General features: G+C 69.3%; 20 protein-coding genes. 13 read left to right on the top strand and 7 right to left on the bottom strand.

Annotation, left to right across the window (positions count from 1 at the left end; genetic code table 11):
• Positions 1-80: 80 nt before the first annotated feature.
• Positions 81-653, bottom strand: a complete 573-nt coding sequence (locus ACWDEX_RS15185) for a YceI family protein (RefSeq protein ID WP_450463791.1) — start codon at positions 651-653, stop codon at positions 81-83.
• Positions 654-835: 182 nt separating this feature from the next.
• Positions 836-1,747: a carbohydrate kinase family protein gene (locus ACWDEX_RS15180; protein WP_450463790.1), complete on the bottom strand. Its 912-nt coding sequence runs from the start codon at positions 1,745-1,747 to the stop codon at positions 836-838.
• Between the two features lie 203 nt (positions 1,748-1,950).
• Between ACWDEX_RS15180 and ACWDEX_RS15175 the strand changes: the two genes are divergently transcribed.
• The 12 genes from ACWDEX_RS15175 to ACWDEX_RS15120 all read left to right on the top strand — a co-directional run bounded on the left by ACWDEX_RS15175 (position 1,951) and on the right by ACWDEX_RS15120 (position 15,594).
• The gene (locus ACWDEX_RS15175; RefSeq protein WP_450463789.1) at positions 1,951-2,373 is read left to right on the top strand and encodes a Rieske (2Fe-2S) protein; all 423 of its coding nucleotides are present in this window, start codon (positions 1,951-1,953) and stop codon (positions 2,371-2,373) included.
• A gap of 104 nt (positions 2,374-2,477) precedes the next feature.
• The gene (gene uvrC, locus ACWDEX_RS15170) at positions 2,478-4,511 is read left to right on the top strand and encodes an excinuclease ABC subunit UvrC (protein ID WP_450463788.1); all 2,034 of its coding nucleotides are present in this window, start codon (positions 2,478-2,480) and stop codon (positions 4,509-4,511) included.
• Positions 4,508-5,521 (top strand): RNase adapter RapZ, encoded by a 1,014-nt coding sequence (gene rapZ / locus ACWDEX_RS15165; protein ID WP_450463787.1) that lies wholly within the window; start codon positions 4,508-4,510, stop codon positions 5,519-5,521. Before uvrC ends, rapZ begins: the two co-directional genes overlap by 4 nt.
• Positions 5,518-6,585 (top strand): gluconeogenesis factor YvcK family protein, encoded by a 1,068-nt coding sequence (locus ACWDEX_RS15160; protein WP_450463786.1) that lies wholly within the window; start codon positions 5,518-5,520, stop codon positions 6,583-6,585. The genes rapZ and ACWDEX_RS15160 overlap by 4 nt, the downstream gene beginning before the upstream one ends.
• Complete coding sequence (gene whiA / locus ACWDEX_RS15155) at positions 6,576-7,565, top strand: DNA-binding protein WhiA (RefSeq protein ID WP_450463785.1); 990 nt, start codon at positions 6,576-6,578, stop codon at positions 7,563-7,565. Before ACWDEX_RS15160 ends, whiA begins: the two co-directional genes overlap by 10 nt.
• Positions 7,566-8,329: 764 nt before the next feature.
• The gene (gene gap / locus ACWDEX_RS15150; RefSeq protein ID WP_450463784.1) at positions 8,330-9,337 is read left to right on the top strand and encodes a type I glyceraldehyde-3-phosphate dehydrogenase; all 1,008 of its coding nucleotides are present in this window, start codon (positions 8,330-8,332) and stop codon (positions 9,335-9,337) included.
• 145 nt (positions 9,338-9,482) lie between these two features.
• On the top strand, positions 9,483-10,694 hold the full coding sequence (locus tag ACWDEX_RS15145; RefSeq protein WP_450463783.1) for a phosphoglycerate kinase: 1,212 nt from the start codon (positions 9,483-9,485) through the stop codon (positions 10,692-10,694).
• Positions 10,695-10,700: 6 nt separating this feature from the next.
• On the top strand, positions 10,701-11,477 hold the full coding sequence (tpiA, locus tag ACWDEX_RS15140; RefSeq protein ID WP_450463782.1) for a triose-phosphate isomerase: 777 nt from the start codon (positions 10,701-10,703) through the stop codon (positions 11,475-11,477).
• 152 nt (positions 11,478-11,629) lie between these two features.
• Positions 11,630-11,866: a preprotein translocase subunit SecG gene (secG, locus tag ACWDEX_RS15135; protein WP_450463781.1), complete on the top strand. Its 237-nt coding sequence runs from the start codon at positions 11,630-11,632 to the stop codon at positions 11,864-11,866.
• 392 nt (positions 11,867-12,258) lie between these two features.
• Positions 12,259-12,594, top strand: a complete 336-nt coding sequence (locus ACWDEX_RS15130) for an RNA polymerase-binding protein RbpA (RefSeq protein ID WP_006349936.1) — start codon at positions 12,259-12,261, stop codon at positions 12,592-12,594.
• Between the two features lie 402 nt (positions 12,595-12,996).
• Positions 12,997-14,649 carry a glucose-6-phosphate isomerase gene (pgi, locus tag ACWDEX_RS15125; protein ID WP_450463779.1) on the top strand — a complete coding sequence of 551 codons (1,653 nt, stop codon included), beginning with the start codon at positions 12,997-12,999 and terminating at the stop codon, positions 14,647-14,649.
• Positions 14,650-14,814: 165 nt separating this feature from the next.
• Complete coding sequence (locus ACWDEX_RS15120; protein ID WP_450463777.1) at positions 14,815-15,594, top strand: hypothetical protein; 780 nt, start codon at positions 14,815-14,817, stop codon at positions 15,592-15,594.
• Between the two features lie 100 nt (positions 15,595-15,694).
• Here ACWDEX_RS15120 and pgl read toward each other — a convergent pair whose 3' ends face one another.
• Genes pgl through tkt form a run of 5 tightly spaced genes read right to left on the bottom strand, consistent with a single transcriptional unit; the run spans position 15,695 to position 22,303 of the window.
• On the bottom strand, positions 15,695-16,477 hold the full coding sequence (gene pgl, locus ACWDEX_RS15115; protein ID WP_450463775.1) for a 6-phosphogluconolactonase: 783 nt from the start codon (positions 16,475-16,477) through the stop codon (positions 15,695-15,697).
• The gene (gene opcA, locus ACWDEX_RS15110) at positions 16,474-17,529 is read right to left on the bottom strand and encodes a glucose-6-phosphate dehydrogenase assembly protein OpcA (RefSeq protein WP_450463773.1); all 1,056 of its coding nucleotides are present in this window, start codon (positions 17,527-17,529) and stop codon (positions 16,474-16,476) included. Before opcA ends, pgl begins: the two co-directional genes overlap by 4 nt.
• Positions 17,526-19,058 carry a glucose-6-phosphate dehydrogenase gene (gene zwf / locus ACWDEX_RS15105; protein WP_450463772.1) on the bottom strand — a complete coding sequence of 511 codons (1,533 nt, stop codon included), beginning with the start codon at positions 19,056-19,058 and terminating at the stop codon, positions 17,526-17,528. The genes opcA and zwf overlap by 4 nt, the downstream gene beginning before the upstream one ends.
• 4 nt (positions 19,059-19,062) lie before the next feature.
• Complete coding sequence (gene tal, locus ACWDEX_RS15100; RefSeq protein ID WP_450463770.1) at positions 19,063-20,181, bottom strand: transaldolase; 1,119 nt, start codon at positions 20,179-20,181, stop codon at positions 19,063-19,065.
• A gap of 34 nt (positions 20,182-20,215) precedes the next feature.
• Entirely contained in the window at positions 20,216-22,303 is a 2,088-nt protein-coding gene (gene tkt / locus ACWDEX_RS15095; RefSeq protein ID WP_450463769.1) for a transketolase, read from the bottom strand.
• A gap of 398 nt (positions 22,304-22,701) precedes the next feature.
• Between tkt and ACWDEX_RS15090 the strand changes: the two genes are divergently transcribed.
• The gene (locus tag ACWDEX_RS15090) at positions 22,702-23,655 is read left to right on the top strand and encodes a heme o synthase (RefSeq protein ID WP_450463863.1); all 954 of its coding nucleotides are present in this window, start codon (positions 22,702-22,704) and stop codon (positions 23,653-23,655) included.
• Positions 23,656-23,752 lie beyond the last annotated feature (97 nt).

Here is a 23,752-nt window from a genome sequence, read left to right as displayed (position 1 = left end):
GCTCAATAGGCCCGGCCGACACATCACGAGCCAGGCGGCGCCCCACGGGAACTCCCCGTAGGGCGCCGCTTGTTACGCGATCAGCCGCCCTGTCCCCGCGGCTCGACGAACCGCATGTCCAGCTGAACCTTCACCACATCACTGAGCAGCCCGGCCCCGAAGTTCAGCCCGAAGTCGCTGCGCCGGATCTCGCCCGTCGCCTCGAACCCGGCATGCCTCCTTCCGTCCACGGGGGAGTCCACCAGCCCGCCGAACTCGACGGCGAACGTCACCGGACGGGTCGCCTCCCCGATGGTCACGTCCCCTTCCATCGACCAGTTCGCGCCCTCACCGCAGACCCGAGTCGAGCGGAACGTCATCGTCGGACGCTTCTCGACATCGAGGAGTTCGGCTCCGCGGGTGTGCGCGTCGCGGTCGGGGTTCCCGGTGTCGATGGAGGCGAGAGCGATCTGTGCGCTCACCGTCACGTCAGCGGCCGTCTCGCCGACGTGCAAATCCGCCTTCACGTCGGCGAAGCGGCCCCGTACCTTGGTGATCCCGAGGTGGCGGACGGTGAAGCCGACGGCCGAGTACAGCGGGTCGAGTACCCAGTCGCCGGGTGACAGTGGGAGAGCGGGAGCAGCGGTGGTGTCCGGGGAGGTGTCCTGTGTCATGCCTCCACCGTCCGGGAACCGGGCAACGGGAACGGAGACCACGCCGACGTCGTCAGCGACAGGCCACGATCAGCCGATGGAGCGTTGGTACGTTCGATCGAGGCCAAGGTCCTGCGGCCCTCGGACGGCCGGGCGGTCCCACACCGGTGGCACCGCGGACGGTAGGCGGCTGAGGGGCGGCCTCACGGGCCCGTCAGCTCGGCCGCGTACGGTGGTTCGGCACCGGCCCGGGAGCAGGTGATCGCGGCGGCGCGGGCGGCGAAGCGCAGCAGACCGGTCCAGCCGTCGGCGTCCAGGTCGGCCACCCCCGCGGGGGAGAGGGCGTCGCGGGCGGCCAGTCCGTGCAGCAGGGCCGCGTTGACCGTGTCCCCGGCGCCGATCGTGTCCACGACGTCGACCCGCACCCCTGGTACGGAGTGCTCCGACCCGTCGCGGGTGAAGACCGTCAGCCCGTCGCCGCCGTGGGTGATCACGACGGCGGCGGGGCCCGAGCCCAGCCATGCGCGCGGGGTGCCACCCAGCCACTCCGCGTCCTCCGCGGAGAGCTTGAGCAGGGACACCGATGGCAGCCAGCTCTTGAAGCGGGCCCGATAGGCGTCGGGGTCCGGGATCAGGCCCGCGCGGATGTTGGGGTCGAGCGTCGTGAACACCCCCTGTGCGGCAGCGCCGTGCATCAGCTCCTCGTACGCGGTTGCACCGGGTTCGAGGACGAGCGAGCAGGTGCCGAAGGACACGGCGCTCGTGCCGTCAGGTAGGTCCGCCGGTGCCGTGAACAGTCGGTCGGCGGTGCCGTCGACGTAGAAGGAGTACGCGGCCGAGCCGTTCTCATCGAGCGTGGCGAGTGCCAGTGTGGTCGGTTCGGTGCCCCGCTGCACGGCCGAGACGTCCACGCCGGCCGCGCGCAGCCCGTCGAGCAGTGCCTCCCCGAAGGCGTCGTAGGAGGTGCGGGAGCAGAAGGCCGTGGGGGAGCCGAGCCGGCCGAGTGCGACGGCGGTGTTGTACGGGCCACCGCCCAGCGCCGGCCTCAGCGGCGCGAGCGCGCCCGTGGCCTGCGGAACCAGGTCGATCAGGGCCTCACCGGCGACGACGATCACGAGACGCTTCCCTTCTCGGAGGGGTTGTCGGGGCAGCCGCACCGCGTACCGGCCGTGATTCTCGACCGGCAGGGTGGTCGACTCTACGTCCCTGCCGACGCCCAGGGCTCCCCGCCCCGGCCCCCGGCGGCAGAACGGCGACCGGTATCGTCGGTAATGCCCCGCCAGTCCGGCGAGCACCGGCCCCGACCAGTGGAGACCTCATGTCCGCCCGCCCCTCCGCGACCCGTCGTACCGTCCTTCGCGGGGCGGCACTCGCCCCGGTCGCCGGGCTCGGCCTGGTGGCTTGTTCGGCAGGCGGCAGCGTGACGCCCGCCCTGCCGACCGCGCCGGTCGCCCTGGGCGCCGAGGGAGAGGTCCCCAAGGGGGGAGCGAAGCTCTACCAGGACGAGAACGTCGTGGTGAGCCGCACCGCGGACGGTTCCCTGAAGGCGTACAGCTCGGTCTGCACCCACGGCGGGTGCCCCATGAACAAGCTGTCCGGCACGACAGTCGTCTGCCCCTGCCACGGAAGCCGTTTCGACGCCACCACGGGCAGGGTCGTGCAGTCGCCGGCCACCGTACCGCTGACCGAACTGTCCGTAGAGGTCAAGAACGGCAGGATCGTGGCGGGCCCGCCGGCCTGACGACTCAGGAGCGCCCGGTCGACGAGCGCGGCCTCCCGTCGGACCCGCCCGGCCTTGTCCACAGGATCGCCGGGCTGTCGGCCCCCGCCAGTAGGGTGTGAGACATGGCCGACCCCTCCAGCTACCGCCCCAAGCCGGGAGAGATCCCGGACACCCCTGGGGTCTACAGGTTCCGGGACGAGCACCGCCGGGTGATCTACGTCGGAAAGGCGAAAAGCCTGCGCCAGCGGCTGGCGAACTACTTCCAGGACCTGGCGAACCTCCACCCACGCACCCGCACCATGGTCACCACAGCCGCGTCCGTGGAATGGACGGTGGTGTCCACGGAGGTCGAGGCACTGCAGCTGGAGTACACCTGGATCAAGGAGTTCGACCCCCGGTTCAACGTCAAGTACCGCGACGACAAGAGCTACCCGTACCTCGCGGTGACGATGAACGAGGAGTTCCCGCGCGTCCAGGTGATGCGCGGCCAGAAACGCAAGGGCGTGCGGTACTTCGGGCCGTATGGACACGCCTGGGCCATCCGTGACACGGTCGACCTGCTGCTGCGCGTCTTCCCCGTACGCACCTGCTCGGCCGGTGTCTTCAAGAACGCCGCCCGCACCGGCCGCCCCTGTCTGCTCGGCTATATCGGCAAGTGTTCCGCGCCCTGCGTCGGCCGGATCTCCCCCGAGGACCACCGCGAACTCGCCGACGAGTTCTGCGACTTCATGGCGGGCCGCACGGGGACGTACCTCCGTCGCCTCGAGAAGCAGATGATGGACGCGGCGGAGGAGATGGAGTACGAGCGGGCCGCCCGTCTGCGCGACGACATCGAGGCCCTGAAGAAGGCCATGGAGAAGAACGCGGTCGTCCTCACCGACGCGACCGACGCCGACCTCATCGCCGTCGCCGAGGACGAGCTGGAAGCGGCCGTACAGATCTTCCATGTGCGCGGCGGACGCATCCGCGGCCAGCGCGGCTGGGTCACCGACAAGGTGGAGGACGTCACCACGGGCGCCCTCGTCGAGCACGCCCTCCAGCAGCTCTACGGCGAGGAGACGGGCGACTCGGTACCCAAGGAGGTCCTCGTTCCGGCGCTGCCCGACCCCATAGAGCCCGTCCAGGACTGGCTCACCGGCCGCCGCGGGGCGGGCGTGTCGCTGCGCATACCGCAGCGCGGCGACAAGAAGGCGCTGATGGAGACCGTGCAGCGCAACGCCCAGCAGGCGCTCGCGCTGCACAAGACCAAGCGCGCCTCCGACCTGACCACCCGTTCGCGTGCCCTGGAGGAGATCGCCGGGGCCCTGGACCTGGAGAGCGTCCCGCTCAGGATCGAGTGCTACGACATCTCGCACCTCCAGGGCGAGGACGTGGTGGCCTCCATGGTCGTCTTCGAGGACGGGCTGCAGCGCAAGAGCGAGTACCGCCGCTTCCAGATCAAGGGCTTCGAGGGCCAGGACGACGTCCGGTCCATGCACGAAGTGATCACCCGCCGCTTCAAGCGCTACCTCGCCGAGAAGGAGAAGACGGGGGAGTGGGCGGACGGAGAGACCCTGACGGAGGACGACGGGCGGCCGAGGCGGTTCGCCTACCCACCGCAGCTCGTCGTGGTCGACGGCGGCCAGCCGCAGGTCGCCGCCGCCAAGAAGGCGTTGGACGAGCTCGGTATCGACGACATCGCCGTGTGCGGCCTGGCCAAGCGACTGGAGGAGGTCTGGCTGCCGGCCGAGGACGACCCGGTGGTCCTGCCCCGCACCAGTGAGGGGCTCTATCTCCTGCAGCGCGTCCGGGACGAGGCCCACCGCTTCGCGATCACCTACCAGCGCGCCAAGCGCGCCAAGCGCATCCGGTCGAGCCCCCTGGACGACGTCCCCGGCCTCGGTGAGACACGCAAACAGGCGTTGATCAAGCACTTCGGCTCGGTGAGAAAGCTGCGATCCGCAACAATCGACCAGATTCGGGAGGTGCCCGGCGTCGGCCGTAAAACGGCCGAGATGATCGCCGTGTCCTTCGCTCAGGCGGCCCCGGCCGCGCCGGCCGTGAACACGGCGACTGGAGAGATCATGGAAGAGGAGGAACCCGCGACCACTGCGGGTTCCCCCGGGGAGCCCGGGCCCTCGGGCGTCCCGGACGACCGACGGGGGCAGGAGACATGACCGAGCACGACCGGAGCACGGAAGAACACTCAGCACAAGGCCGGCCGGCCCACCCGGAGGCGGGCGCGGACCGGACGCGGCAGCAGGCGGTCCAGGAAAACGGAGCACAAGTGAGTACGGGCATCGAAGCTACCGGGGTTCCCGACACGGCCATCCCCGAGCTGGTGATCATCTCCGGCATGTCCGGCGCCGGACGGTCGACGGCCGCCAAGTGTCTGGAGGATCTCGGCTGGTTCGTCGTCGACAACCTGCCACCCGCGCTGATCCCCACCATGGTGGAACTGGGCGCCCGTTCGCAGGGCAATGTCGCCCGGATCGCGGTCGTCGTCGACGTGCGCGGCCGCCGCTTCTTCGACAACCTGCGCGAGTCCCTGGCCGACCTGGAGGCGAAGAACGTCACCCGGCGGATCGTCTTCCTGGAGTCCTCGGACGAAGCCCTGGTACGCCGTTTCGAGTCCGTCCGCCGTCCGCACCCCCTCCAGGGCGACGGCCGGATCGTCGACGGGATCGAAGCCGAGCGGGAGCTCCTGCGCGAGCTGCGCGGCGACGCCGACCTCGTGATCGACACCTCCAGCCTCAACGTGCACGAGCTGCGCGCCAAGATGGACGCCCAGTTCGCAGGCGAGGAGGAGCCCGAACTACGGGCCACCGTCATGTCCTTCGGCTTCAAGTACGGCCTCCCGGTCGACGCCGACCTGGTCGCGGACATGCGCTTTCTGCCCAACCCGCACTGGGTCCCGGAGCTGCGCCCGTACACCGGCCTCAACGAGGAGGTGGCCGCGTACATCTTCAACCAGCCCGGCGCCAAGGAGTTCCTCGACCGGTACGCCGAACTCCTCCGGCTCATCGCGGCCGGCTACCGCCGCGAGGGCAAGCGCTATGTGACCATCGCCATCGGCTGTACTGGCGGCAAGCACCGCTCGGTCGCCACGTCGGAGAAGCTCGCCGCCCGCCTGGCCGCAGAGGGAGTGGAGACCGTGGTCGTGCACCGGGACATGGGGCGCGAGTGACCGGACGTACTCTCAGGCTGAGCAGGCTGCGCCGGGTGGTGCCCGAGGGGCGCGGTGGCCGGCCCGCCGAGGCCCGCGGCGGCCGGGCGCGCCGCCGTGGTGCCCAGCCCAAGGTGGTCGCCCTCGGCGGCGGCAGGGGCCTGTCCGCGTCGCTCGCCGCGCTGCGCCGGATCACCGGCGACCTCACCGCGGTCGTCACCGTGGCGGACGACGGCGGCTCCAGCGGCCGCCTGCGCGACGAACTGGGCGTGCTCCCACCGGGTGACCTGCGTAAAGCGCTGGCCGCGCTGTGCGGTGACGACGACTGGGGCCAGACCTGGGCCCGCGTCATCCAGCACCGCTTCCAGACCAAGGGCGACCTGCACGACCACGCGGTCGGAAACCTGCTGATCGTCGCGCTGTGGGAGCAGCTCGGCGACCATGTCCAGGCCCTCGACCTGGTCGGCAGGCTGCTCGGTGCACACGGCCGCGTCCTGCCCATGTCCGCCGTGCCCCTGGAACTCCAGGCGCTGGTCAAGGGCCACGACCCGGCGCGTCCGGAGGAGATCGGCACCGTGCGGGGGCAGGCGACGGTCGCGCTCACGCCCGGCGAGGTGCAGTCGGTGCACGTCGTGCCGCACGACCCGCCCGCCGTCCCGGAGGCGGTAGCCGCGGTCCTGGACGCCGACTGGGTGGTGCTCGGGCCCGGCTCCTGGTTCTCCTCGGTGATTCCGCACCTGCTCGTGCCCGAACTCCTCGACGCGCTCATGGAGACGAAGGCGCGCCGGGTGCTGTCCCTGAACCTTGCCCCGCAACCCGGAGAGACCGACGGCTTCTCCCCGCAGCGTCATTTGGAGGTTTTGGGACGACACGCCCCTAAACTCGCCCTGGACGTGGTGCTGGCCGACCAGGCCGCCGTGCCCGACAGCGCCTTGCTGAACGAGGCCGCCGAGCGGTTCGGTGCCGCGGTCGAGCTGGCGCCGGTGGCCCGCACCGACGGAACCCCGCGGCACGACCCGGAGCTGTTGGCCGCCGCGTACGACCGTATTTTTCGGATGCATGGAAGGATCGGCCCATGGCGATGACGGCAGCGGTGAAAGACGAGATCTCCCGGCTTCCCGTCACCCGGACCTGCTGCAGAAAGGCGGAGGTCTCGGCGATCCTGCGGTTCGCGGGCGGACTGCACCTGGTCAGTGGCCGCATCGTGATCGAGGCGGAGCTGGACACGGCGATGGCGGCACGGCGTCTCAAGCGGGACATCCTGGAGATCTTCGGCCACAGCTCCGAACTGATCGTGATGGCGCCCGGCGGACTGCGTCGCGGCTCCCGCTATGTGGTGCGCGTGGTCGCGGGTGGTGACCAGCTGGCCCGCCAGACCGGACTTGTCGACGGGCGGGGCCGTCCGATCCGCGGTCTGCCCCCGCAGGTGGTCTCGGGGGCCACCTGCGACGCCGAGGCGGCCTGGCGTGGCGCTTTCCTGGCACACGGCTCGCTGACGGAGCCCGGCCGCTCCTCCTCCCTCGAAGTGACCTGTCCCGGCCCGGAGGCCGCGCTCGCCCTGGTCGGCGCCGCCCGCCGCCTGTCGATCGCCGCGAAGGCCCGCGAGGTGCGGGGCGTGGACCGGGTGGTCGTACGCGACGGGGATGCGATCGGCGCCCTGCTCACCCGTCTGGGCGCGCACGAGTCCGTGCTGGCCTGGGAGGAGCGGCGGATGCGCCGCGAGGTCCGCGCCACGGCGAACCGCCTCGCCAACTTCGACGACGCCAATCTGCGCCGTTCAGCCCGGGCAGCCGTCGCCGCCGGTGCGCGGGTCGCCCGTGCCCTGGAGATCCTCGGCGAGGAGGTGCCCGAGCACCTCGCGGCCGCCGGGCGCCTGCGCATGGAGCACAAGCAGGCCTCACTGGAGGAGCTGGGTGCCCTCGCCGACCCGCCGCTGACGAAGGACGCGGTCGCGGGCCGCATCCGGCGTCTGCTGGCGATGGCCGACAAGCGGGCCGGGGACCTCGGTATCCCGGGCACGGAGTCCAACCTCACCGAGGAGATGGCGGACAACCTGGCGGGCTGACCATCGCCGGCAGATCGCCCTGTCGTCTCCGGCCGCGTCCTCCCGTCCTGGGAGGCGTGCCCGTCTGTGGCCCACGAACCGGTCGACCGCCGTGGGCCCGTCTGCGTCAGCCGCCCAGAAGCCGGCGGCCGACCTGCGCAGTCGGCAGTGTGCGGCTGCGTGGCGTCGCTGTCGGCGGCCTGGGCCGTGCGCGACCCCAGCCCGAGTCTGCGGGCCGACACACGTCGCTCGGCACACGTACGGGCACGCCTCGACCACAACCACACCCGACCGGCACCCGCCGGCGCGCACTGGCTGGTTGCCGCCTGTCGGTCGACGTGGGCCTACCGACAGCGATCGACCCAGGCCGGCTGACAGGGGCCGACGACGGGGGTTGACAGGTCGCGTCGGCCGGTGTGGGACGGGGGTGGTCGAGGCGTGAGCGGGGGGCGGTGCAGACCCCCGTCGCGACGGCAGCCCTATGGGGTGATTGCCCTAAATGCCGGAAGCCTGAATTGACCGTAGATCGTGGCTTTTCACAAGTGAGCCGAGAGGCTCACGAACGAGTGACCAACGTGGTCAATTGGTATGGGCAATTCATAGTGAAATCGGGCGATCCCGGCGGGCGAGGCGAGGGGTCTGAGCCTTTCTCGGCACCGTGCTGTTCGGGATGCGTTCAGATGTCACTTCGGGGGCCCCAGAGGGGTAGGGTCGGGGGTGGTCGGGGACATCCCAATACGCTCGCCGGCGTCGAAACCCGGCGTACCTAACGAGGAGATCGGTTCGTGACGATCCGCGTAGGCATCAACGGCTTCGGCCGCATCGGTCGTAACTACTTCCGCGCGCTGCTGGAGCAGGGTGCAGACATCGAGATCGTGGCTGTCAACGACCTGGGTGACACCGCGACCACCGCTCACCTGCTGAAGTACGACACCGTCCTGGGCCGCCTGAAGCAGGAGGTCTCCCACACCGCCGACACGATCACCGTGGACGGTCACACCATCAAGGTGCTGTCCGAGCGCGACCCGGCCGAGATCCCCTGGGGCGAACTGGGCGTCGACATCGTCATCGAGTCGACCGGTGTCTTCACCAAGCGCGAGGACGCCGCGAAGCACCTCGCCGGCGGCGCGAAGAAGGTCCTCATCTCGGCCCCGGGCAAAAACGAGGACATCACCGTCGTGATGGGCGTCAACCAGGACCAGTACGACCCGGAGAACCACCACGTCATCTCCAACGCCTCCTGCACCACCAACTGCGTGGCGCCGATGGCCAAGGTGCTCGACGAGAACTTCGGCATCGTCAGGGGCCTGATGACGACGGTGCACGCGTACACGAACGACCAGCGCATCCTGGACTTCCCGCACCGGGACCTGCGTCGCGCCCGTGCCGCCGCCGAGAACATCATCCCGACCACCACCGGCGCCGCGAAGGCCACCGCGCTGGTCCTCCCGCAGCTCAAGGGCAAGCTGGACGGCATGGCCATGCGTGTCCCGGTCCCGACCGGCTCGGTCACCGATCTGGTCGTCGAGCTCGGCCGTGAGGTCACCAGGGAAGAGGTCAACGCCGCCTTCCAGAAGGCCTCCGAGGGCGAACTCAAGGGTCTCCTCGAGTACACCGAGGACCCGATCGTCTCCTCGGACATCGTCAACACCCCGGTGTCCTGCACCTTCGACTCCTCCCTGACCATGGTCCAGGAAGGCAAGAACGTGAAGGTCATCGGCTGGTACGACAACGAATGGGGCTACTCCCACCGCCTCGTCGACCTGACGGTCTTCGTCGGCAACCAGCTCTGATCGCCGAACCAGGCATCCCGATGCGAGAGCAGGGCTCGGACAGCGCGAGGTCGCGTTGTCCGGGCCCTGCCTCGCGTACGGCTCGGTCAGCCCTCGTACGATCAAGAGCCCCCTCCCCAGGAGCCCCCTCCCCAGGAGTCCCTTAATGAAGACGATCGACGAACTTCTCTCGGAAGGCGTGGACGGCAAGCGGGTCTTCGTCCGCGCCGACCTGAACGTCCCGCTGGCCGACGGCCTCATCACCGACGACGGCCGTATCCGCGCCGTCCTGCCCACTGTCAAGGCCCTGGCCGATGCCGGCGCCAAGGTGATCGTCGCCTCGCACCTGGGCCGCCCCAAGGGCGCGCCGGACCCGGCGTTCTCGCTGCTGCCCGCAGCCGAGCGGCTCGGTGAACTCCTCGGCACCCCCGTGGCCTTCGCCGAGGACACCGTCGGCCCCGCGGCCCACGACGTGGCCGACGGCCTTCAGCCCGGCCAGGTCGCGGTCATCGAGAACCTGCGCTTCAACCCCGGCGAGACCTCGAAGGACGACACCGAGCGCGGCGAGTTCGCCGACCGGCTCGCCGCCCTGGCGGACTTCTACGTCGGTGACGGCTTCGGCGCGGTGCACCGCAAGCACGCCTCCGTGTACGACCTTCCGGCCCGTCTGCCGCACTACGCCGGCTACCTCATCGCCACCGAGGTCGGTGTCCTGAAGAAGCTCACCGAGGACGTCCAGCGGCCGTACGCCGTCGTACTGGGCGGTGCGAAGGTCTCTGACAAGCTCGCCGTCATCGACCAGTTGCTCGGCAAGGCCGACCGGCTGCTCATCGGTGGCGGGATGGCGTACACCTTCCTCAAGGCCAAGGGGTACGAGGTCGGCGTCTCGCTCCTCCAGGAGGATCAGATCCCGGCCGTCACCGAGTACATCGAGCGCGCGGAGAAGCAGGGCGTCGAGCTGCTTCTCCCGGTCGACGTGCTGGTCGCCCCCGCGTTCCCGGACCTCAAGACGAAGGCCCCGGCGAACCCCACCACCGTCGCCGCGGACGCGATCCCGGCCGACCAGCTGGGACTGGACATCGGTCCCGAGACCCGCAAGCTGTACGCCTCGAAGCTCGCCGACGCGGCCACCGTCTTCTGGAACGGCCCGATGGGCGTCTTCGAGCACCCCGACTACGCCGAGGGCACCAAGGTGGTCGCCCAGGCCCTCGTCGACGCCGCCGGCTTCACGGTGGTCGGTGGCGGTGACTCCGCCGCGGCCGTCCGCACCCTGGGCTTCGACGAGTCGGCATTCGGCCACATTTCGACCGGTGGCGGCGCCTCCCTCGAGTACCTCGAGGGCAAGACGCTCCCCGGCCTCGCCGCACTGGAGGACTGAACCCTGATGAGCACCCGTACGCCGCTGATGGCGGGCAACTGGAAGATGAACCTCAACCACCTGGAGGCCATCGCCCACGTCCAGAAGCTCGCCTTCGCCCTGGCGGACAAGGACTACGAGGCCGTCGAGGTGGCCGTCCTGCCGCCGTTCACCGACCTGCGCTCCGTGCAGACCCTGGTGGACGGCGACAAGCTCAAGATCAAGTACGGCGCCCAGGACATCTCGGCGCACGACTCCGGCGCCTACACCGGAGAGATCTCCGGTCCGATGCTGGCCAAGCTGAAGTGCACCTACGCGGTGATCGGCCACTCCGAGCGGCGCCAGTACCACCAGGAGACCGACGAGCTGGTGAACGCCAAGGTCAAGGCCGCCTTCAAGCACGGCCTGACCCCGATCCTGTGCGTCGGTGAGGAGCTGGACGTCCGCGAGGCGGGCGACCACGTCACGCACACGCTGGCGCAGGTCGAGGGCGGCCTCAAGGAGGTCCCGGCCGAGCAGGCCGAGTCCATCGTGATCGCCTACGAGCCCGTCTGGGCCATCGGCACCGGCAAGGTCTGTGGCTCGGACGACGCCCAGGAGGTCTGCGCGGCGATCCGTGGCAAGATCGCCGAGCTGTACACGCAGGATGTGGCCGACAAGGTTCGCATTCAGTACGGCGGCTCGGTGAAGTCGGGGAACGTCGCCGAGATCATGGCGAAGCCGGATGTCGACGGTGCCCTGGTCGGCGGTGCCTCGCTGGACGCCGACGAGTTCGTCAAGATCGTCCGCTTCCGCGACCAGTGAGGCGCGTGGCGGAGGTGATCCGACACGTCGCGAGTATGCGGTAGGGGCGATCCGTCGTACCCTTGCGGGGCCGAGACTGTTATTGGGAACGTGAAGTTCAATGAGAGCTTCGGCCCCGTCGTCCATCCGAGTCCGAGGAAGTTGGTCCAGCCGTGGTTTTGGGGTTCTCGATCGCCCTGATCGTCTTCAGCCTGCTGCTGATGCTGCTGGTGCTGATGCACAAGGGGAAGGGCGGCGGCCTCTCCGACATGTTCGGCGGCGGCATGCAGTCTTCCGTCGGCGGCTCCTCGGTCGCCGAGCGCAACCTCGACCGGATCACCGTTGTGATCGGTCTGCTCTGGCTCGCGTGCATCATCGTTCTCGGCATCCTGATGAAGGTCAACCACTAGAAGACCGATGAAGATCTTGCCCCGGCCGCCCGACTCGCCCTGGAATGCCGGTAAATGTCTCGCCATGAATTGGCGTAAGCCGGGCGCAATTTCAAGATCTTCAGGACGCTTCTAGCGCCCCGGCAGGCGACGTTCACCGCGTCGCGACATCCGGCGGCAATCGCCGCCCTGCCGGAGCGCCGGCGCCGGGGAACCGGCTGACCGCACATCGAGCGCGCAACGCCCCATGATGGGTACGGGTCTTCGGACGCGGCCTATCATGGGGCTTGTGTCTGGGGGCGGGGGTAACTCCCATCGCTGGACGCGCGTTGGGCCTTACGTAGACTGAGGCGCTCGCAGCGGAGCGGAACGCCGACTCGCTTCGCGGCACCATCACGCAGGGAGTTACGACCGTGGCAAGTGGCAACGCGATCCGAGGAAGCCGGGTCGGGGCGGGGCCGATGGGCGAGGCCGAGCGTGGCGAGTCCGCGCCGCGTCTGCGCATCTCCTTCTGGTGCTCCAACGGGCACGAGACGCAGCCGAGCTTCGCCAGCGACGCGCAGGTTCCCGACACCTGGGACTGCCCGCGCTGCGGCTTCCCGGCCGGACAGGACCAGGACAACCCGCCGGACCCGCCGCGTACCGAGCCCTACAAGACGCACCTCGCGTATGTGCGGGAGCGGCGCAGCGACGCGGACGGCGAGGCGATCCTCGCCGAGGCGCTCGCCAAACTGCGGGGCGAGATCTAGGAGTTGACTTCCCCGAGTTCTCGGCTCCCCTCGAGCGGAGGACCTCACGGCCGGGTGCCCAAGGGTGCCTGGCCGGACACGTATGTACCGCGTGGGACGCGGGTGCGCAGTCGGGGCGCGAGAGCGTGTCCTCGTAGCCGTCGCCCTGCGGAACGCCCGCGAAGCCGCGTCACCCAGCAGTCCTCTCCCTGCTCGAAACCGCGTCGTGGGCGGTGGCCGGACGGCGCTTGCTCCGGTCTTCCCATCACCTGGTTGACGAGCGTCCGCGCGCCGGACGCCTCTGTCGGCGCGTCGCGCGACAGCATGACGGCACGTCACCACAACCGCCGATCAATTAGTTTGGGACCGGCAGGGGGACGAGGTACGCGGTAGCACAGGCCAGGAAGAAGGCACGAGTCCGAGATGAACACAGACAGCCGTACCAGGCTCGACCAGACCCCCGAGTGGACGGCTCTGACCAAGCACCGCGAGAAGCTCGGCGAGGTGCGGATGCGGGACCTGTTCGCGGCCGATGCCGAGCGCGGCAGCGGGTACACCCTGCAGGTCGGTGACCTGTACGTCGACTACTCCAAGCACCTGGTCACCGACGAGACGCTGCGGCTGCTGCGCGAGCTGGCCGCGGCCCGGGACGTCTTCGGCCTCAGGGACGCCATGTTCCGCGGCGAGAAGATCAACATCACCGAGGACCGCGCGGTCCTGCACACCGTGCTGCGCGCCCCGCGCGACGCGGTGATCGAGGTCGACGGGGAGAACGTCGTACCCGGGGTGCACGCCGTGCTCGACAAGATGGCCGACTTCGCCGACCGCGTCCGCTCCGGCGAGTGGACCGGGCACACCGGCAGGCGCATCAAGAACGTGATCAATGTGGGCATCGGCGGCTCCGACCTGGGACCGGCGATGGCGTACGAAGTGCTGCGCGCCTACGCCGACCGCGACCTGACGGTCCGCTTCGTGTCGAACGTGGACGGCGCCGACCTGCACGAGGCGACCAGGGACCTGGACGCGGCCGAAACGCTGTTCGTCATCGCCTCCAAGACGTTCACCACGATCGAGACGATCACCAACGCGACCTCGGCGCGCGACTGGCTGCTGAGCGAGCTGAAGGCTGGTCAGGATGCGGTCGCCAAGCACTTCGTGGCCCTGTCGACGAACGCCCCGAAGGTGTCGGAGTTCGGCGTCGACACGGCCAACATGTTCGAGTTCTGGGACTGGGTAGGCGGCCGATACTCCTACGACTCCGCGATCGGCCTGTCGCTGATGATCGCCATCGGCCCGGACCGCTTCCGTGAGATGCTCGACGGCTTCCGTCTCGTCGACGAGCACTTCCGCACCGCGCCCGCCGAGTCCAACGTGCCGCTGCTGCTCGGCCTGCTCGGCATCTGGTACGGCAACTTTCATGACGCCCAGTCACACGCCGTCCTCCCGTACTCGCACTACCTGTCCAAGTTCACCGCTTACCTCCAGCAGCTCGACATGGAGTCCAACGGCAAGTACGTCGGCCGGGACGGGCGCGAGGTCGACTGGCAGACCGGGCCCGTCGTGTGGGGTACCCCGGGCACCAACGGGCAGCACGCCTACTACCAGCTCATCCATCAGGGCACCAAGCTCATCCCCGCGGACTTCATCGGCTTCGCCGAGCCGGTGGCCGAGCTCCGCGACGAGCTGAAGGCACAGCACGACCTGCTGATGGCCAACTTCTTCGCCCAGACCCAGGCGCTGGCCTTCGGCAAGACCCCGGACGAGGTACGAGCCGAGGGCGTGCCTCAAGAGCTGGTGGCGCACAAGACGTTCAAGGGCAACCATCCCACCACCACGATCCTCGCCCGGGAACTCACCCCGTCGGTGCTCGGCCAGCTCGTCGCCCTCTACGAGCACAAGGTGTTCGTGCAGGGCGCGATCTGGAACATCGACTCCTTCGACCAGTGGGGCGTCGAGCTGGGCAAGGTCCTCGCCAAGCGCGTCGAACCCGCCCTCACTGAGGGGGCCGACGTGCCGGGCCTCGACGGGTCCACCAAGGCCCTCGTCACCAAGTACCGCGAGTTGCGGGGCCGTTAGCGCCTGTGTCGGACCGGGAAGGGGGAGGGGGTGGCACGTGCCGCCCCTCCCGTAGACTTCCCGATGATCTTGAAGGTGGAGGGGTAGGGGGCGGCATTGACCGACGGGCGCAGACGTTGGCTCAGCGACAGGTTGACCTTGAGGTCGTTCCTCAAACCTCACAGGGTGGCGAAGGCGGTCTTCCACCCGGCATGGGTGCCCGAGTCGGTCGATCCCACCGTGGAGAGCCTCAAACGGGTCCGGATCATCTGCGGCACGGTCGCGGCGGTCGGCGTCTACAGCTTCGTGGAGGGCGGCTTCGCCTTCGACGAGATGCTGCAGAACATGCTGACGGCGTGTCTCGTCCTTTTGCTGCTCACACCGCTGACGATCGGCGTGATGCTCTACGTCTGGCGGCGCACCGGAACCGTCCGCCAACTGCGCGCCCCGCTGGTGAAATCCTTCGTCCTGCTGCTGCTCTTCATCGGATCGGTCCTCATCCTGATGACGTTGGTGTGGGGAATGGGGCCCGGGGCCATGCTCCCCCCGCTGGTGTCCCCCTTGGTGGCGCTCTGGCTCTTCTGGTTCGTGGGCGCCGGGGCCCTGCATGTGTCCGGGAACTTCTTCGGCACCGGGGGAGTGCACCGCTGTCTGCCGCCGCTGCTCGCCGCCGTGACGACATGGCTGATGGCGATCCCGGACCTGCTCACCGGCGACCTGCACGGCCTCAGTCTCACTCTGGGCATCGTCTTCATCCTGGGCGCGCCGGTGACGGTCACAGGGATAGCTCTGCTGGAGATGAACCGCCTTCGGCGCCGGTACGGAATACGGCTGGGCGCACACCCGGCGACCCTGCCGCCGCCCCAGCCTCCGCACGGACATGTGCCTCCGTACGGCAATCCCTTCGGCAACCCCTGTGCGCCGGGTCCGGTGCCTCCGTACGGCGCCGGTCAGGGCAGCTCTTAGGGCCACCCTTTCCCGCCGAACCCGTACGCCCCGGCCCTTGCAAAACGCCGGACGGGCCAGGAAACCCGGCCCGTCCGGCGTTCAACGGTGCGGTCGGTCCTCAGGGGGACGCCGGCGGGTACAGCGACCTCGGCAGCCGGGAAGCCGCCGCCGCGTCCAGCAGCCACAGCGTGCGCGACCGGCCGTACGCCCCCGCCGCCGGTGCCTGGACCTCGCCCGCGCCCGACAGTGCGATCGCCGCGGCCTGCGCCTTGTCCTCGCCGGCTGCCAGCAGCCACACCTCCCGGGCGGACCGGATCGCCGGCAGCGTGAGGGTGACCCGGGTCGGCGGCGGCTTGGGCGAGCCGTGCACGCCCACCACCGTCCGCTCGGTCTCCCGGACCGCGGGCAGCTCGGGGAAGAGCGAGGCCACATGCGTGTCCGGGCCGACGCCCAGCATCAGCACATCGAAGGTCGGTACCGAGCCGTGGTTCTCGGGCCCCGCCGCACGGGCCAGTTCCGCCGCGTACGCTTCGGCCGCCGCCTCCACATCGGTGCCGAACGGGCCGTCCGATGCGGGCATGGAGTGCACGCGCCTCGGGTCCAGGGGCACGGAGTCGAGCAGCGCCTCACGGGCCTGGGTGACATTGCGCTCCGGGTCGCCCTCCGGCAGGTAGCGCTCGTCGCCCCACCACAGGTCGAGCCGGCCCCAGTCGATGGCGTCACGGGCGGGCGCGGCGGCGAGCGCGGCGAGCACGCCGTTGCCGTTGCGGCCCCCGGTGAGCACGACCGAGGCGTAGCCACGCGAGGTCTGCGCGTCGACGACCTTCGTGATCAGCCGGGCCGCGGCGGCCTGGGCCATCAGCTCCTTGTCACGGTGCACGACGAGCTGGGGAGCACTCACTTCTGGGCCGCCTTCTTCGCCGGAGCCTTCTTGGCCGCCTTCTTCGAGGGTGCCTGCGCGGCGGTGCCCGAGGGTGCCTCGGCCGTCATGGTGTCGTCGCCCGCGGTCTCCTCGACCGGGGCCACCTCGGCGGCGAGCCGGGCCACGCCGTAGCGCAGCGCCGACGCGTACGTGTCGTCCGGGTCGAGCCGGCGCAGCTCCTCCGCGATCAGTTCGGCCGTTTCGCGGCGCTTGAGCGCCACCGCGCGGTCCGGCTGACCCTCGATCGACAGCGTGGCCAGGGCACCGTCCGCACGGTCGAGGGCGATCGAGCCGCAGCTCGTGGCCATCCGCACGGCTGTCAGACCCGGGCCCGAGGACAGTGAGCGCCTCACCGGCACGTCCAGCCGGTCCGCGAGCCACATGGCCAGCAGTTCACAGCTCGGGTTGAACTCCTCGCCCTCCACCTCGACGGCCTTGACCTCGCAGGTGACCTGGTCCAGGGCCGCGGCCAGCATCGAGCGCCAGGGCGTGATGCGGGTCCACGACAGATCGGTGTCACCGGGGGTGTAGGCCTTGGCGCGGGCGTTCAGCTCCTGTACCGGTGCCTCGGCTGTGTAGGTGTCGGTCACCCGACGCTGGGCGAGCGCGCCCAGCGGGTCCTTGGCCGGGTCGAGCGGTGCGTTCACCGGCCACCAGACGACGACGGGGGCGTCCGGCAGCAGCAGCGGCAGCACCACCGACTGGGCGTGGTCCACGACCTCGCCGTACAGCCGCAGCACCACCGTCTCTCCGGTGCCCGCCTCCGCGCCCACCCGCACCTCGGCGTCCAGACGCGAGGTGGTGCGGTTGCGCAGGGAACGCGAGACACGCTTGATGACCACCAGGGTGCGCGAGGGGTGCTCGCGCGAGGCGTCGTTGGCGGCCTTCAGAGCGTCGTAGGCGTTCTCCTCGTCGGTGACGATGACCAGGGTGAGCACCATGCCGACGGCCGGGGTGCCGATGGCACGGCGCCCCTGGACCAGCGCCTTGTTGATCTTGCTGGCCGTGGTGTCCGTAAGGTCGATCTTCATGGCCGGCGCCAGCTCCGTCCGTCTCGCTCGAGCATCTCGTCCGCCTCGACGGGACCCCACGTTCCGGCCGGGTACTGCGGGGGCTTGCCGTGTCTGTCCCAGTGCTCCTCGATCGGGTCGAGGATCTTCCAGGACAGCTCGACCTCCTCGGTGCGCGGGAAGAGGTTCGAGTCGCCGAGCAGGACGTCCAGGATCAGGCGCTCGTACGCCTCCGGGCTGGACTCCGTGAAGGACTCGCCGTAGGCGAAGTCCATGGACACGTCCCGGATCTCCATCGAGGTGCCGGGCACCTTGGAACCGAAGCGTACGGTGACGCCCTCGTCGGGCTGGACGCGGATGACGACCGCGTTCTGCCCGAGTTCCTCGGTGGCGGTGGTGTCGAAGGGGGAGTGCGGGGCACGCTGGAAGACCACCGCGATCTCGGTGACACGGCGTCCGAGACGCTTGCCGGTACGCAGATAGAAGGGGACGCCCGCCCAGCGGCGGTTGTCGATCCCGAGTTTGATCGCGGCGTAGGTGTCGGTCTTCGACTCGGGGTCGATGCCCTCCTCCTGGAGGTAGCCGACCGCCTTCTCGCCGCCCTGCCAGCCGGCCGTGTACTGCGCGAAAACGGTGCCTCGGCCCAGGTCCTTGGGCAGCCGGACGGCCCCGAGCACCTTGGTCTTCTCGGCGGCCAACGCGTCCGCGTCGAACGAGGCGGGCTCCTCCATGGCCGTGAGGGCCATCAGCTGGAGCAGGTGGTTCTGGATGACGTCCCGGGCGGCGCCGATGCCGTCGTAGTAGCCGGCCCGGCCACCGATGCCGATGTCCTCGGCCATCGTGATCTGCACGTGGTCGACGAAGGACCGGTTCCAGATCGGCTCGAACATCTGGTTGGCGAAGCGCAGGGCCAGGATGTTCTGGACGGTCTCCTTGCCGAGGTAGTGGTCGATGCGGAAGACCTGGTCGGGAGCGAACACCTCGTGGACGATCGCGTTGAGTTCCTCGGCCGACTTCAGGTCGTGCCCGAAGGGCTTCTCGATGACCGCGCGCCGCCAGGAGCCCTCCGTCTGGTCGGCCAGACCGTGCTTCTTGAGCTGCTGGATGACCACGGGGAAGGACTTCGGCGGCACCGAGAGGTAGAACGCGAAGTTGCCGCCCGTGCCCTGCGCCTTGTCCAGTTCCTCGATCGTGCCGCGCAGCCGCTCGAACGCGTCGTCATCGTCGAAGGTGCCCTGGACGAAGCGCATCCCCTGGATGAGCTGCTGCCAGACCTCCTCGCGGAACGGCGTACGGGCGTGCTCCTTGACGGCGTCGTGGACCACCTTCGCGAAGTCCTCGTCCTGCCACTCGCGGCGGGCGAAGCCGACGAGGGAGAAGCCAGGGGGCAAGAGACCACGGTTCGCCAGGTCGTAGACGGCGGGCATCAGCTTTTTGCGTGACAAATCGCCTGTAACGCCGAAGATGACCAGGCCCGACGGCCCCGCGATGCGCGGGAGCCGCCGGTCCGCGGCGTCACGAAGCGGATTCGCTCCGTGTACGGATGTCACGGTTTCAGCCCTCCGAGGGGGCGAGGCGCTCGAGAACCGCCTCGGTCGACTTGAGCAGGTCGTTCCAGGAGGTCTCGAACTTCTCGACGCCCTCGTCCTCCAGGAGCTGGACCACGTCGTTGTACGAGATCCCGAGCTTCTCTACGGCGTCCAGATCGGCGCGTGCCTGCTCATAGGTACCGGCGACGGTGTTGCCCGTGATCTCGCCGTGGTCCTCGGTGGCCAGCAGGGTGGCCTCCGGCATGGTGTTCACCGTGTTGGGTGCCACCAGGTCGTCCACGTACAGGGTGTCCTTGTACGCCTTGTCCTTGACGCCGGTGGAGGCCCACAGCGGACGCTGCTTGTTGGCCTGCTCCCTGTCGAGGGCGAGCCAGCGGTCGCTGCCGAACACCTCCTCGTACGCCTGGTAGGCCAGGCGCGCGTTGGCGAGCGCGGCCTTGCCGCGCACCGCCTTGGCCTCCGGAGTGCCGAGAGCGTCGATCCGCTTGTCGATCTCGGTGTCCACACGGGACACGAAGAAGGACGCCACCGAGTGGATCTTCGACAGATCCAGTCCGCGCTCCTTGGCCTTCTCCAGGCCCGTGATGTAGGCGTCCATGACCTCGCGGTAGCGCTCCAGCGAGAAGATCAGCGTGACATTGACGCTGATGCCCAGGCCGATGACCTCGGTGATCGCCGGGAGGCCCGCCTTGGTGGCCGGGATCTTGATGAGGGTGTTCGGGCGGTCGACCAGCCAGGCCAGCTGCTTGGCCTCGGCAACGGTGGCCCGGGTGTTGTGCGCCAGACGCGGGTCGACCTCGATCGAGACCCGGCCGTCCTGGCCGTCGGTGGCCGCGAACACCGGGTGCAGGATGTCGGCGGCGTCGCGGACGTCCGCCGTGGTGATCATGCGGACGGCCTCTTCGACGGTGACCTTCCGGGCGGCGAGGTCGGCGAGCTGTCGCTCATAACCGTCGCCCGAGGAGATCGCCTTCTGGAAGATCGACGGGTTGGTGGTGACACCCACCACGTGCTGCTGGTCGATCAGTTCGGCAAGGTTGCCGGACGTGATCCGCTTGCGCGACAGGTCGTCCAGCCAGATCGCGACGCCTTCTTCGGAGAGGCGCTTGAGTGCGTCTGTCATGGAAAATGCATCTCCTACGTGTCGTATATGAGCGTCAGCGCTGGGCCGCGGCGATCGATTCCCGGGCGGCGGTCGCGATGTTCTCGGCCGTGAAGCCGAATTCGCGGAAGAGGACCTTGCCGTCGGCGGAAGCGCCGAAGTGCTCCAGGGAGACGATGCGGCCCGCGTCTCCGACGAACCGGTACCAGGTCAGGCCGATCCCGGCCTCGACGGCGACGCGCGCCTTCACCGACGGCGGCAGGACGCTGTCCCGGTACCCCTGGTCCTGCTCCTCGAACCACTCGACGCACGGCATCGAGACCACTCGGGTGGGCACGCCCTGCGCCTGGAGCTGTTCGCGCGCCTCGACGGCGAGGTGGACCTCGGAGCCGGTGGCGATCAGGATCGCCTGCGCCTCGCCGCCCTCGGCCTCGGCCAGGACGTAACCGCCCCGGACGGTGTCCTCGTTGGGCTCATAGGTGGGCACACCCTGGCGGGTGAGCGCCAGACCGTGCGGGGCACCCTTGCCGAACTCCTTGGTGTGACGCTTGAGGATCTCGCGCCAGGCGATCGCGGTCTCGTTGGCGTCGGCCGGGCGCACGACGTTCAGGCCGGGGATGGCGCGCAGCGAGGCGAGGTGCTCGACGGGCTGGTGGGTGGGGCCGTCCTCGCCCAGGCCGATGGAGTCGTGCGTCCACACGTAGGTGACCGGGAGGTGCATCAGCGCGGACAGGCGCACCGCGTTGCGCATGTAGTCGGAGAAGACCAGGAAGGTGCCGCCGTAGATACGGGTGTTGCCGTGCAGGGCGATCCCGTTCATCTCCGCGGCCATGGAGTGCTCACGGATACCGAAGTGGATCGTGCGCCCGTACGGGTCGGCACCCGGCAGCGGGTTGCCCTTCGGGAGGAAGGAGCTGTTCTTGTCGATGGTGGTGTTGTTGGACCCGGCCAGGTCGGCCGAGCCGCCCCACAGCTCCGGGATCACCGCGCCCAGGGCCTGCAGCACCTTGCCGGAGGCGGCACGCGTCGCGACGCCCTTGCCCACCTCGAAGACGGGGAGCTTCTCCTCCCAGCCCGCGGGCAGCTCGCCCGCGCTGATGCGGTCGAACTCGGCGGCCCGCTCGGGGTGGGCGGCGCGCCACTCCTGGAGGGACTTGTCCCAGACGGCCCTGGCCTCGCGGCCGCGGTCGAGGGCGGTGCGGGTGTGCGCGAGGACCTCGTCGCCGACCTCGAAGCTGTTGTCCGGGTCGAAGCCCAGGACACGCTTGGTGGCCGCGACCTCCTCGTCGCCCAGCGCCGAGCCGTGCGCGGCCTCGGTGTTCTGCGCGTGCGGGGCGGGCCAGGCGATGATCGAGCGCATCGCGATGAACGACGGCTTGTCGGTGACCTTCTTCGCTTCCTCGATCGCGTTGTAGAGGGCGTGCGGGTCCAGGTCGCCGTCCGGCTTGGGGGCGACGCGCTGGACGTGCCAGCCGTAGGCCTCGTACCGCTTGACCGTGTCCTCGGACACCGCGGTCTCGGTGTCGCCCTCGATCGAGATGTGGTTGTCGTCCCACAGCAGGATCAGGTTGCCGAGCTTTTGATGCCCGGCGAGGGAGGACGCCTCGGCGGAGATGCCCTCCTGCAGACAGCCGTCACCGGCGATGCAGTAGACGAAGTGGTCGAAGGGGGAGCTGCCCTGTGCCGCGTCCGGGTCGAACAGACCGCGCTCGAAGCGGGAGGCCATGGCCATGCCCACCGCGTTGGCGACACCCTGGCCGAGCGGGCCGGTCGTGGTCTCCACGCCCTTCGTGTGCCCGTACTCGGGGTGGCCGGGGGTCTTCGAACCCCAGGTGCGGAAGGCCTTCAGATCGTCCAGCTCCAGACCGAAGCCGGCCAGGTAGAGCTGGGTGTAGAGGGTCAGGGACGAGTGTCCGGCGGACAGCACGAACCGGTCACGGCCCACCCAGTCGGGATCCGCCGGGTCGTGGCGCATCACCTTCTGGAAGAGGGTGTAAGCGGCCGGAGCCAGGCTCATCGCCGTACCCGGATGGCCGTTTCCGACCTTCTGTACGGCATCGGCGGCCAGGAGGCGGGCGGTGTCAACGGCCCGCTGGTCCAACTCGGTCCACTCGAGGTCTGTGGTGGTCGGCTTGATGCTCACCCTGGGTCAGGGCTCCTCTCCACATGTCCAATGCCGGTGCACTGGGGCGCCCACCGGCCGTTGCTGAGCCTACCCTCGTAAGTACAGGCGTTTTTTCGAGCCATTCCAGCCTGCCGGGAGGCATCGCCATCCGCCTCCCGGCTGTACTGATACGACTGCCGCAACTGATCGCGGAGCCGCTCATCCGATCGCTCGACCGAGCGGAAATCGGCCTGCGCTCCGCCCCCCCGTACGCCTACCAGCGATTCGGCCCGTGTCGAGGGGCCGACCACGCGACCGCTGCCAACACGACCACCCCCGCGAAGGGCGGACCGGGGGCAACGTCTAAAGTTGCGTGAGTACGCGCGAGCCTTTATTGGGCGTTCACATTCGGGCTCGCTGGGATGTCTCTGTCAGGGGTGTACGTGACGGCCGTCGAATCCCGTCCGCCGGGGGTGCTCGCGAGCAGCAGCAGCCGGGGCCAGCGGCCGTTTGGGGCCCGTGTCAAGGCGTTCGTGGCGCTTACCAAGCCGCGGATCATCGAGCTGCTTCTGATCACCACCGTCCCGGTGATGTTCCTTGCCCAGCAGGGGGTGCCGAGTCTCAGGCTCGTGCTGCTCACCTGTATCGGCGGCTACCTCTCCGCGGGCGGCGCAAACGCGCTGAACATGTACATCGACCGTGACATCGACGCGCTCATGGAACGCACCTCGCAGCGTCCACTGGTCACCGGCATGGTCAGCCCCCGGGAGTGCCTCGCCTTCGGCATCACGCTGGCGGTCGTCTCGACGCTGCTGTTCGGGTTCACGGTCAACTGGCTGTCAGCCTGGCTGTCGCTCGGAGCGCTCCTCTTCTACGTCGTCGTCTACACGATGATCCTCAAACGGCGTACGTCGCAGAACATCGTGTGGGGCGGCATCGCCGGCTGTCTGCCGGTCCTCATCGGCTGGTCGTCCGTGACCAACTCCATGTCGTGGGCGCCGATCATCCTGTTCCTCGTCATGTTCTTCTGGACGCCGCCGCACTACTGGCCGCTGTCCATGAAGGTCAAGGAGGACTACGCGCGCGTGGGCGTGCCCATGCTGCCGGTCATCGCCTCCAACAAGGTCGTCGCCCGCCAGATCGTCATCTACAGCTGGGTGATGGTCGCCGTCTCGCTGCTGCTGACCCCGCTCGGCTACACGGGCTGGTTCTACACCGCGGTCGCCCTGGCGGCCGGCGGCTGGTGGCTGTGGGAGGCGCACGCGCTGCAGAACCGCGCGAAGGCGGAGGCGACGGGTGGAAAGCTGAAGGAGATGCGGCTGTTCCACTGGAGCATCACCTACGTCTCTCTGCTGTTCGTGGCCGTGGCCGTGGACCCGTTCCTTCGCTGAGCCCCTTCCTGAGCGGCTCGCACGGTTGAGTCGCACAAGGTCACAGCCCCGTGCCCGGGACCGGGCACGGGGCTTCGTGTCGAAGGCCACGTGACCC

The organism is Streptomyces sp. NPDC001020 (genome assembly GCF_053599115.1).
Note: the sequence above shows the minus strand (reverse complement) of the source record. Positions and strands in the feature narration are given on the sequence as shown.

Excerpts from the sequence above, each read along its gene's own strand:
- ACWDEX_RS15185 (WP_450463791.1), bottom strand. The coding sequence starts at position 653 with ATGACACAGGACACCTCCCCGGACACCACCGCTGCTCCCGCTCTCCCA.
- ACWDEX_RS15175 (WP_450463789.1), top strand. The coding sequence starts at position 1,951 with ATGTCCGCCCGCCCCTCCGCGACCCGTCGTACCGTCCTTCGCGGGGCG.
- uvrC (WP_450463788.1), top strand. The coding sequence starts at position 2,478 with ATGGCCGACCCCTCCAGCTACCGCCCCAAGCCGGGAGAGATCCCGGAC.
- rapZ (WP_450463787.1), top strand. The coding sequence starts at position 4,508 with ATGACCGAGCACGACCGGAGCACGGAAGAACACTCAGCACAAGGCCGG.
- whiA (WP_450463785.1), top strand. The coding sequence starts at position 6,576 with ATGGCGATGACGGCAGCGGTGAAAGACGAGATCTCCCGGCTTCCCGTC.
- ACWDEX_RS15145 (WP_450463783.1), top strand. The coding sequence starts at position 9,483 with ATGAAGACGATCGACGAACTTCTCTCGGAAGGCGTGGACGGCAAGCGG.
- tpiA (WP_450463782.1), top strand. The coding sequence starts at position 10,701 with ATGAGCACCCGTACGCCGCTGATGGCGGGCAACTGGAAGATGAACCTC.
- pgi (WP_450463779.1), top strand. The coding sequence starts at position 12,997 with ATGAACACAGACAGCCGTACCAGGCTCGACCAGACCCCCGAGTGGACG.
- opcA (WP_450463773.1), bottom strand. The coding sequence starts at position 17,529 with ATGAAGATCGACCTTACGGACACCACGGCCAGCAAGATCAACAAGGCG.
- tal (WP_450463770.1), bottom strand. The coding sequence starts at position 20,181 with ATGACAGACGCACTCAAGCGCCTCTCCGAAGAAGGCGTCGCGATCTGG.